Source organism: Pseudoalteromonas sp. Z9A5 (genome assembly GCF_011378875.1).
Classification (GTDB): Bacteria; Pseudomonadota; Gammaproteobacteria; order Enterobacterales; family Alteromonadaceae; genus Pseudoalteromonas.
Map to the genome: position 1 here is coordinate 128,833 of NZ_WTLC01000005.1, position 10,454 is coordinate 139,286.

Genomic DNA, 10,454 nt, shown 5'->3' on the forward strand with positions numbered 1-10,454 from the left:
ACCAATTTAATGTTTTTATGTCAATCATTAAAGCAATAGGTATGGTTTGATAGAGCTTGAAAATGTAATATAACCTTTGCATTCAATCAGCTCGGCAAGCTTTAGCTGAGTTTAAATTATTAGGACGTTTTATGTATACGGGTTCGTGTTTGTGCGGTGAAGTAAGCGTTGAAGTGTCGGGTAGTATAACCAGCATTATTCATTGTCATTGCTCACTTTGCAGAAAAAATAGTGGGACTGCATTTGCAACCAATGGCTTTGTAAATACAGATGACTTTACAATAACCAAAGGGCAAGCACTACTTAGTGAATTTAGTTTTAAACCAGGGCGCACTCGTTACTTTTGTAAGTGTTGTGGCTCGCCGGTTTACAGTAGCAACAATGATGACAAAAGCAGAATACGAATTCGTTTAGGAATACTCGATAGCGATATTACTGAGCAAGTATTATCGCATAACTTTGTTACGTCAAAGGCTAACTGGGAGCAGCTAGAAACAAGCTTACCGTGCTATGAAAAACACGAACCTAGTCGGTAACCCGCTTTATTCAATGTGGTAAATGCTGTTAATACTTTTATAAAGGGTTGGCGCAAAATTTATAAACACAGGTGAGTTTTGTATTTCATCAACGTTTATGTGCATTAACGTATGCTGGCTTAACACAAGTACTATATTTTTGTATTCGTTAAACTCTATTAGTGCCAAGCATTTAAAATGCCGCCTTAGCAGTACTAAAAGCATTTGTAGCTCTTGACCTGTTTGCGGGTTTAAATTAACGATTACTTGGGTACTTTGTTCACTGCACCGATTTATGTTTTGCCAAAAGTTATCACTGGTTAAAAAAGGCAGGTGATATTCACCACTAAAAATATCAATAGTGATTACGTTAAAGTGATCAGTGCATTGAGATATATATTGCTCAGCGCATTGTAAATAAGTGCTGTGATTATTTGGTAAGTTAAAGTGCTGTGCAGCAATTGCAGCAATATGTGGGTTTATTTCTACCGTATTAAATGTATTTATAGCATTTATATATGGCGTATTATTTTGTAAGTAATACATAATCCGCTCAAATCCCGCTGTGCCTAGGCCTAAATTTAGTATGTTTAATGTATTTACAGGTTTAAGTAAAAATAGCAGCATACATTGGTTTATAGGAACGATTACTTGCTCCGGTTGCGTGAGGTTCATAACGCCTTGAATGGTTATATCTTCACTTGTTTTTTGTGCAAGTGTTAGCCACCGATACCCTTCGTTTTGATACACGCATACGGGACCAAATGCACTTTGCTGCGATTCAATAAGATTACTTTTAATTGTATCTTCTTTTAATTGGCGCATAACTTAAACTTTTTATATAAACACAACAGTAGTGTGCCACGAAAGTCATGTATTTATACAGATTAATATATAACAATGTTTGTAATTTTATTTTTTGGTGTAATGCGTAGTTAGTAAAGGTATTGCTTTGTTTTATTTGTGGCAGAAGTGAGTTTACAGTAGGCTCAATATTCAGTGTTGCTAGTGTTATTTTTATAAAACATATATTTACTGGAAACATAATTTAAATGTACTAAATGCAAAGGAAGCAAAATGAAACCAGATGATTTAAACGCTTTTTTAAATATAGAGACGGCTTTGACGAGTACCTCGAATATATTGAAAAAATCACCTTACCTTGTATTGATATAAAACTATTAAGTGGTTTAGAAAAAAGCTCAGGCCAAGAAAGCCGGTTTGGAGGCACCCCATTTTTACCCAACAATTTTATTTGGCCCACTCATGATAAAGGTGAATATCTTTTTTTAGGGCAAATAAACTTTGACGAAATACAAAATGGGCCTGCAGACCTTCCAAAAACAGGTATGCTTTCGCTTTTTTATGCTTATGATGAAAATGGTGAAATATTTTGGCAAAGTGAAGATTATATAAAAGGGTTTTACTGGGAGAGCACAAAAGACTTTATTGATTATACAAACATAAATACCTCAGCTTTATCAAAAAAAATCAGTTTTACCAATGGAGTGGATGTTCCTAGGTATGAAGAATTAAGAAATGATTGGCCGTTTGATCCTGAACTTTTATTTGAGTTGTCGTATGGAGGTGTTTTTAGTGATGATTACTTACTTGGTTACCCTTCATATTGCACATTAGGGTATGACCCAACGCCTAATGGAGGGGAGTGGATGTCACTCATTACGTTAATGTCTAATTCTGAACTTGATTGGTGCTGGCATGATGGAGATAAGCTTATGGTTTTTATTGAAAAAGACAAACTGCTTAATAAAGACTTTAGTTGCTTAAAATCTGATGCCGGTTAAATTGTATTTAAGCGTTATGGTAAATTTATAGCAAAGACAACAAACGTATAATACGCCACTTAATAGTGGCGTTTAATACGATAAAATGTGTGTCTGATATATCAATGCATCATCTATAGCTGCAGGGCGACCAATAAAGTAGCCTTGGGCGTTATCTACTCCGAGTTTTCTTAAAGCCGTTATTTCTTCTTGTGTTTCTATTCCTTCGGCAACGATGGAACAATTTATTGCTTTAGCAAAGCCACACAGTGCTTTTGCGAGTAAAAATTTTCGGCGATCTTTATTTATATTTTGAGTTAGGCTTATATCAAGTTTAATTATGTCGGCTTCGAGCTCTAAAATATGTTGAAACGACGAAAAACCAGCCCCAACATCATCTATTGCTAATTTTACTCCTCTGTCTCTTAGTGGTTTAAGTGCATCGCGCATTGCTTGGTAATCTAATATTGGTGAATGCTCTGTTACTTCAAGTATTATTCTGCTGCAATCAGCGTGCTGTAATGTTTTTGCAAGCGCACCTGTTAAAATATGCTGTGGCGAGGTGTTAATTGCAATATACGGTGCGTCATTAAATTTATGCATACAACTGAGGGTGTTTTTAATTGCAAGCATTTCAAGCGATTCACCCAAGCAAAGTTCAGAGGCTTCTTTAAACCAAATGTCGGGGGTTTTATAAGGCTCAATAAAAAACCGTGACAGGGCTTCATAACCAGATAACTTATTCGTTATTAAATTAAATATAGGCTGAAAATAAGTAGTAATGTTGTTTGTTTCAATTACGTTTTGTATAGCCGACTTTGCATCGTGGTGTAACATATCGCTATAAATTTTTTTCTCAATTAATTCAGTGGCTATTTCTGGTATAAGCCTTAAAAAAGATAAGTCTCTGTCATTTAGGCTGTCATCTAAGTCTGACTTATAGCAACAAAAAGTCCCGTATACCCCCCCGCATGAAAGAATAATAGGCACGCCAATATAGGAGCCAATATTTAACCTTTCGGTAACCGGCATCACTTTAGTTATAGGATGGGTGTGCGTGTCTTTAATAACTGAGCTTAATTTATTATCGGCAATCTTTTGACAGTATGTTTCACACATAATATCGGCATTTCCAACTTGTACAGCGGTGTTTGAAGTTTGATTATCGACAAATTTAAAAACACGTTCGTTTTCGATAAACTGCGAAATAAAAGCAACTTCCATATTTAAATGTTTACGCACAAGAGAGAGTAATTTTGATAGTTTAGAGTCTATAGATGTATCATCTTTTAGATCAAAAAGGTGATTACCTAATGTTTCATTCATGCAATTACCTAGTTATCAGTATTTATGGCATTTAATAGATAATATTATAATTTATATATAGAAAAGCGCCAATGTTGTGCACTCTAAAGTCAGATTAACCAAATAATTTTCTTCTCACCACTTTTCTGTAAGCACTCGGGGTTTGGCTTAACACCTTTTTAAACACACGGGTTAAATGCCCTTGATCGTTGTAGCCAACTTCAAGTGCCACTTCTTGAATTGATAAGTTAGATGATGCTAGTAATTCTTTAGCACCCTCAACACGTAGTTGTTGCCAGTATTCTATTGGGCTTTGATTAGTTGCAACTCTAAAACGGCGGGTAAATGTACGATAGCTTAAACTAAATTGTGCTGCTACTTCTTGCAGGTTTAGTTCGGTGGCTAAATTGGTTTTTAACCAAAACTGAATTTGGGCAATAAGCTCGTCAGGATGGCGGTCAACTGCACCCTCAAGATAGCGTTGATCTTCGTAAGGTTTGCGTATTTCGTGGGAGAAGTTTCGTTCAACGTGTTGTGCGGCAGCTTTTCCATAGTATTGACTAATAATATGTACGATCACATCGGCAAGCGCGTTTAAGCTGGCAACAGTATACATACGTTCTGATTGAGTTATAAAAAAATCTGGCTTTAGGCGTACTTGCGGATAATCGCGACTAAATTGATTTGCATAATGCCAATGAGTTGTAGCAGGGTGCCCATCAAGTAAACCTGATTCTGCAATTAAACAGTTGCCAGTACCCACCCCAATAATATGGCTGCCATCTTTAAAGCTCTTATTTAACCAATCAACCACGCTTTTATTTGTTTGCACAACAGGACGTGGGTTTCGCCATATACCAGGCACAATAATTAAATCGCTATAAGGAGCCGTGCTGGTGGTGCAATCGGGAATAATAGCAAGCCCTGCTTGGCTGCTTATTGAATCATTACTTTTGGCGACTAAATTTATAGCAAGTGGTCTAAAATTTTGCTTATCACTATGTCCTTTTGCAAATGCCTCACCGGCTCTGAGCATTTCTATAGGCAATGTTAAGCTAGTAATTAATAAATGCGGATAAACGGCAATGGCAATGTTTAATGCGGGATTGATGTGCTTAATACCCATTTAGATGCTCCGACCAGTATTGTTTGGCTTTTTATGCTTAATATTTGGCTATTAAAGCACAATGTATGGAGAGTAATCCATTTAAACTGGCTTCATCTTCTTATAACACGTTTTTAAAGGCAAATTATGACAGCATTACCCGTTATAGTCGGCATGGGTGGTATTAACGCCGCTGGTCGTACTTCTTTTCATCAAGGTTATCGTCGTATCGTGTTAGACACTTTAAACGCAAAAGATCGCAGTGAAACATTTTTAGGCCTCGCCACACTGATGAACTTAGTAAGCGTTGTAAATGGTCAACTACAAGACTCTCAAGGTAATATTGTTGAGCAAAGCGATATTGAAGAACGCTTTGGTGAGCAAATTATTGCTGGTACGCTTATTCGTAAAATCGAAAAAGAGCACTTTGATGCTGACGCTACACCATGGCAGCAAAAAATGACGCTTAATGCATCAAACGACAACGCCATTGTATTTGAAACCCGTGCTCGCGACTTACCAACACCGGTTCCAGCTAGTTGGGTAGTTGAAGAGCTTGAAGGAAAAAAAGTTAAAGTAACTATTGCCGCTGATATAGATGTTAAGCACGATTCAACTCGTGATAACCCTATTAAGTCAGCAGGGCAGTTTCCTACAGGGTTTGATCCATCTGTTATGTATAACAGTCGTTATCAACCACGTGGTTTACAAGCAACTATTTTTGCAGCTACCGATGCCATTAAATCAACAGGGCTTGATTGGCAGCACATAATGAATAGTGTAGAGCCAGATAAAATTGGTACTTATTCAGCGTCGGTTATTGGTCAAGTTGACGATAAAGGATTAGGCGGGTTAATTAAAGCACGCCAACAAGGCGAACGTGTAAGCACTAAGCAATTAGCGCTTGGCTTAAATACCATGTCGACAGACTTTATTAATGCTTACGTAACTGGCAACGTAGGTACTACGTTTTCTACGTCGGGCGCGTGTGCCACGTTTTTATATAACTTACGCGCAGCAGTTAACGATATACAGGCAGGGCGTACACGTGTTGCTATTGTAGCAAGTGTGGAATGTGCTATTACCCCAGAAGTTATTGAGGGTTTTGGTAATATGAGTGCGCTTGCAAACGTTGAAGGCTTACGTCGTTTAGATAATTTATCGCATGATGATGAACCAGATTATCGTAAAAGTAGTCGTCCATTTGGTGAAAACTGTGGCTTTACTTTAGGCGAAGGCGCTCAAGTTACTATTTTAATGGATGACGCATTAGCACTTGAGTTAGGAGCTGATATTTTAGGCTGCGTACCTGATGTATTTGTCAATGCTGATGGTATTAAAAAATCAATTACGTCACCAGGGCCTGGTAACTACATAACAATGGCTAAATCGGCAGCTTTAGCAACAACGCTTTTAGGTAAAGAAGCGCTGCAAGAACGCAGCTTTATTTTGGCGCATGGCTCAAGTACACCATTAAATCGTGTAACAGAGTCGCTGATATATCATAAAGTGGCACAAACGTTTGCTATTGATAATTGGAAAGTAACAGCACCAAAAGCATACGTTGGTCATACTATTGCACCGGCAAGCGGCGACCAGTTAGCAATTGCTTTAGGTGTATTTAGCCATAATATTATGCCAGGTATTACCACAATAGATAAAGTGGCTGATGATGTTTACAGCGATCATCTTGATATTCGAAATGCTCACTACAAATGTGAAGATATGGATATTGCTTTCATCAATTCAAAAGGTTTTGGCGGCAATAATGCAACGGCTACAGTGCTGTCACCAAAAGTGACAATGCAAATGCTTGCTAAACGCCATGGCGATAGTGTTATGAGTAGTTATGCTAGTAAAACCGAGACTGTAAAAGCAGCTCAACAAACATATAAAGCGCAAGCCGATTTAGGTCAGTACGAACTAATTTACCGCTTTGGTGATGGTTTAATTGACGATAACGACATTGTAATTGATGAGCAAAGCATACAACTACCAGGCTTTGAAAAAGCAATTACGTTTAGTACAACAAATTCCTACCAAGATATGTTTTAAGCACACATTCTTGTTGGCAAGGCGCTTTTTAAGCGCCTTTTTTAATGTCTAAAATTACGTATGCACTTCTACAAAACACTAAACCCTCTTATTTGCTGGGATGTAGCGTTGACATAGTTATTAAAAATTGGAATCGGTACAGAGCAAGTACAGACTTCACCCTAAAAGCAGACCCTCAGTGGCTCCACAAACATACCTATTTACCCACTCTAATTCGTTTAAAAATTCACTGGCTCAAGCACTGTTAAACAAGCTTTATTACTCGCCACATATCCGATTCAGTTTTTTCGCAATAGTAGGGTAAGTATTAATTATCAAAACGTCGAAAATACACTACGAGACTATTTATTATATTCATACTTCAGGCGTTAAATGCTCACGCCGAACTTATCAAAAACAAAAGCAAAAACAAAACCACGGAACGCTGACAGTTGAAACAGTTACCTCAATCTATGGCGGTGACACCTTTCACACCAATATCTTGGGTTACATTCTCTGATCGTGAATCAGTAGAAAAGTGCAGGATGGGTGCACTATTAAATTGTTAAGTGCACAGGATATTTGAGTATTTAAACCTTTCACTCACTTTGATCGTCTAAGTAATGATTTTAATTAACTAATCAGGAAAATAATGAAATATTTAACCAGTATTTTACTGTCAGCTCTCTTGCTTGTAACAAATGCTATGGCAGAGCCAACTAAGAAAGTACTAATCATAGCATCGAACAAGGTAGATATGGGAGATCCTGAAAAGCATGACGCTAGAAATAATTTATGGGAATTTGCTCCTCCATATCATGTTTTTGTTAGTCATGGTTTTGAAGTCGACTTCGTATCACCGAAAGGTGGAAACGTTGAGTTTATGATGGATCCTTTGGGTATAAGTAGTTATACCATCAAATATGAAGGCTTCTTAGAAAAGGCTAACAACTCATTTTCACCAACTCAAATAGATCCTAATGACTATTGGGGGGTATTTATTGGTGGTGGCTACGGTGTAATGTTTGATGTGGCAGATAACAAGGCAATTCATTCCATTATAAGCCGCATATATGAGTCTCACGGTATTGTTGGTGTTGGTGGTCATGGATCTGCAGGTATAGCTAACGTTACCTTATCTAATGGGCAATTTTTGGTTAAAGGGAAAAAAGTAGCTAGCTTTCCTAATTCCACTGAAACCTCTAAATCGTGGGCGAAGCAAGGAACTCTCTTACCATTTCTTATTGAAAGTCAACTTAATGAAAATGGCGCTATAGCTCAAAATAAGCAGACACTAAAAGATAAGCATGCGGTTATAACAGATCAACGGATTATATCCACAATGTTTCTACCTTCAGCTGCTCTCGTTGCAAAAGAAATGATAATGTTAAACAAGTTTAAAAGCAGCACTTCGACGAACTTCGGCAAAGAGCTGTGAGTTTAACTGATGAATGCACAGCGAGAAGCGGACGGTCAATAATTTTGATGTATGATGTCAAGATTTGACCCCTTTGGCTTTAAACCTTGATTTAAGACATTATAACTCCTGACCGACCGCTTATGGCTGTGAGTTCAACTCACAGCGATAACCAGTCATTGAGATTAACTAAATATATTAGTTAACTAATTAGTCAAACTGGTCTTTGCGCATATATTCATGAAAATGAGCGGCACGCACATATCAATTGTATTAAAAACTTATAGATAGGAGGAGCTCAATGGGGTCGCGTCTTGCCCTTTGCCACTTTCTATTTGAATGACAGCAAGTGGTAAAAAAAGCAGACTGAATGTAATTTGGCTATTTTGATAAAAGGACATCGTAGATTCTGCACATTTTCAATTTACACTGCTACACAGCAAATAAAAAAGACCGAAATAAAATGCAATACATTGATTTTATTTATAATAAAATGAAATCATCGAATTTAACACATGATCAACTGAACAATAAAAACTTAATAAATACAAAACTAAGGTAATATACCTAAAACTCTTTTTCTATCTCAAAACATTACCTCTGAAACAAATTTAAAAACTAGAGGTAATATAAACTGAGTTGAACATCGGTAAAAATAGACTTATATTTGATTTTCTGGATCGAATTAATAGCGAACAGCAAATTTATGCAACTTCATATACTTTAAAGGGAACTTTTATGTCTGATGGATTTATTAAAATTACAGGAAGTATCTTTGTAGCTGCTTTATTAGTTATAACCATTCCTATTCAAGGTAAACCAGCTGCTATCAACCATCTATATTTTGTTTATATTTTAGGACAGCTCATACCCCCTATCAGCCTTGGATCAATTGCTGCTCTTTTAATATTAGCAATGAAAAGAGAAAACAAGCCAAACAAGACAACTGTTTTTGCTGTTACTTGTATAGTAATAGCAGCAGCAAGTGTTATTGGGCAAGCGACAAGCGAAGTAAATAGGACAGTAAATACGCTAAAGAAAAATCAACCAAATACTATTTCAGCATCTGAGGCTAGTATTTCAGGAAAAGGTATAATGGACGGAAATACATTTAAAGGCTCAATCTACAATGGCTCAGATAAATACTGGATCAAAGAAATTATAATTACTATCAACCATAAAGATGGAACCAGCCGAGACTATAAAATCAATCACTTCCCTCCAATAGCGCAAAAGCTAGCATCATCTAAGAACTACTTCGCAGATAGACCTTTACCTACATTAGGTGGTATAAAATATAGCATTTCACCTTTGGACTCGGGTTCTTTTTCAATAACGACCTTTGATACAACCTCGAAAAACTATGATTCATGGTACATAAAGTCTGTAAAAGTAGAGGTGAAATAATCAACGCAATATTAAGTTTTTAAACACTGCTAAGTTTATATTGAAACTACTTAACAACACTTAAAATTTCACAATATTTAACACTAATAAGAAAGACGAAAATTTCAGTGACACCCATCCTAAATTTTTTCACTTTCTGAAGTTAAAGGCTAAATTTTGCTTAGTATAAAAAACAAGCAGCGTGTCTTATTGCCATGGAAGAAAACGACAAGTAAGTTTGGTTGATACAAAACACTACCACTGTATTTCACGCTGCGTACGCCGTGCATTTTTATGTGGTGAAGACCGTTTTACAGATAAGTCTTACGAAAATTGCAGTGGCACCCATCCTTAATACTAGCAAGAGTAAATATATCTCCAAAAAACGGATTAAAGTTTACAACCCAATTTACACGCGTATTCATGGCGCAGTAGGTAGTAGACCTGCCTCACAAGCAAGTTACTGTGAAAATTTAAATAGAAAAAGGCGAGCGAATATCAGTAACTGCGAAAAGCTACCCGCATAAAACTTAAACGACTCAGTAAAAAGTTAATACTGCAACATGCAGTTATTACCATGCGTGTAATTTAGATTTAACAGTGATAATGGCTTATTTAATGGGTTAAATGAAAGTAACCCAGTAGAAAAGGGAAGCTCTTAACCTAAAAAGTAGATTTTATGGGGTGGTTTAGCTTATATAATTAAAGTGGCTGTCTAGTTTAGTTCGTCTTTTTCGCCTAGCAAGGCTTTCCAATGAAAGCAAATGGGGTCAAAGCAAATGGGGTCAAATCCTGAGGGATCCCCACAATTGCTAATAAGCTACAAGCACTCACGGCAATCCTTATTTAATTGTTTGAGTGCTTCTGAAAAAATTTTCAGCTTTATTTTATAACCAAACTTTTCGAAG

9 protein-coding genes are annotated in these 10,454 nt (G+C 36.7%); 6 read left to right on the forward strand and 3 right to left on the reverse strand.

The genetic code is table 11. From position 1 onward, the window contains the following. Nucleotides 1-131: 131 nt before the first annotated feature. A complete protein-coding gene (locus tag GQR56_RS04775; protein ID WP_166109324.1) occupies nucleotides 132-536 on the forward strand; it encodes a GFA family protein in 405 nt (134 codons plus the stop codon). Between the two features lie 6 nt (nucleotides 537-542). On the opposite strand, the gene GQR56_RS04780 is transcribed toward GQR56_RS04775, so the two are convergent. Beyond that, on the reverse strand, nucleotides 543-1,340 hold the full coding sequence (locus tag GQR56_RS04780; RefSeq protein WP_166109325.1) for a hypothetical protein: 798 nt from the start codon (nucleotides 1,338-1,340) through the stop codon (nucleotides 543-545). Between the two features lie 347 nt (nucleotides 1,341-1,687). Here GQR56_RS04780 and GQR56_RS04785 point away from each other — a divergent pair, with 347 nt between their 5' ends. After that, nucleotides 1,688-2,320 carry a YwqG family protein gene (locus GQR56_RS04785; RefSeq protein WP_346775745.1) on the forward strand — a complete coding sequence of 211 codons (633 nt, stop codon included), beginning with the start codon at nucleotides 1,688-1,690 and terminating at the stop codon, nucleotides 2,318-2,320. A 72-nt stretch (nucleotides 2,321-2,392) separates the two neighbouring features. Here the strand turns inward: GQR56_RS04785 and GQR56_RS04790 are convergent, their stop codons facing one another. Together GQR56_RS04790 and GQR56_RS04795 are read right to left on the reverse strand one after the other, a co-directional pair. Continuing rightward, nucleotides 2,393-3,625 carry an EAL domain-containing protein gene (locus tag GQR56_RS04790; protein ID WP_166109326.1) on the reverse strand — a complete coding sequence of 411 codons (1,233 nt, stop codon included), beginning with the start codon at nucleotides 3,623-3,625 and terminating at the stop codon, nucleotides 2,393-2,395. Nucleotides 3,626-3,719: 94 nt separating this feature from the next. Continuing rightward, nucleotides 3,720-4,730, reverse strand: coding sequence for a helix-turn-helix domain-containing protein (locus GQR56_RS04795; RefSeq protein WP_166109327.1), 1,011 nt, complete (start codon nucleotides 4,728-4,730; stop codon nucleotides 3,720-3,722). A 126-nt stretch (nucleotides 4,731-4,856) separates the two neighbouring features. Here GQR56_RS04795 and GQR56_RS04800 point away from each other — a divergent pair, with 126 nt between their 5' ends. The 4 genes from GQR56_RS04800 (at nucleotide 4,857) to GQR56_RS21690 (ending at nucleotide 9,901) form a co-directional block, all read left to right on the forward strand. Then, nucleotides 4,857-6,764 (forward strand): beta-ketoacyl synthase, encoded by a 1,908-nt coding sequence (locus GQR56_RS04800; protein ID WP_166109328.1) that lies wholly within the window; start codon nucleotides 4,857-4,859, stop codon nucleotides 6,762-6,764. Between the two features lie 631 nt (nucleotides 6,765-7,395). Next, nucleotides 7,396-8,181 (forward strand): type 1 glutamine amidotransferase domain-containing protein, encoded by a 786-nt coding sequence (locus GQR56_RS04805; protein ID WP_166109329.1) that lies wholly within the window; start codon nucleotides 7,396-7,398, stop codon nucleotides 8,179-8,181. A 717-nt stretch (nucleotides 8,182-8,898) separates the two neighbouring features. Then, nucleotides 8,899-9,567, forward strand: a complete 669-nt coding sequence (locus GQR56_RS04810; RefSeq protein ID WP_166109330.1) for a hypothetical protein — start codon at nucleotides 8,899-8,901, stop codon at nucleotides 9,565-9,567. A 181-nt stretch (nucleotides 9,568-9,748) separates the two neighbouring features. Further along, nucleotides 9,749-9,901, forward strand: coding sequence for a hypothetical protein (locus GQR56_RS21690; protein WP_166109275.1), 153 nt, complete (start codon nucleotides 9,749-9,751; stop codon nucleotides 9,899-9,901). Nucleotides 9,902-10,454: the final 553 nt, after the last annotated feature.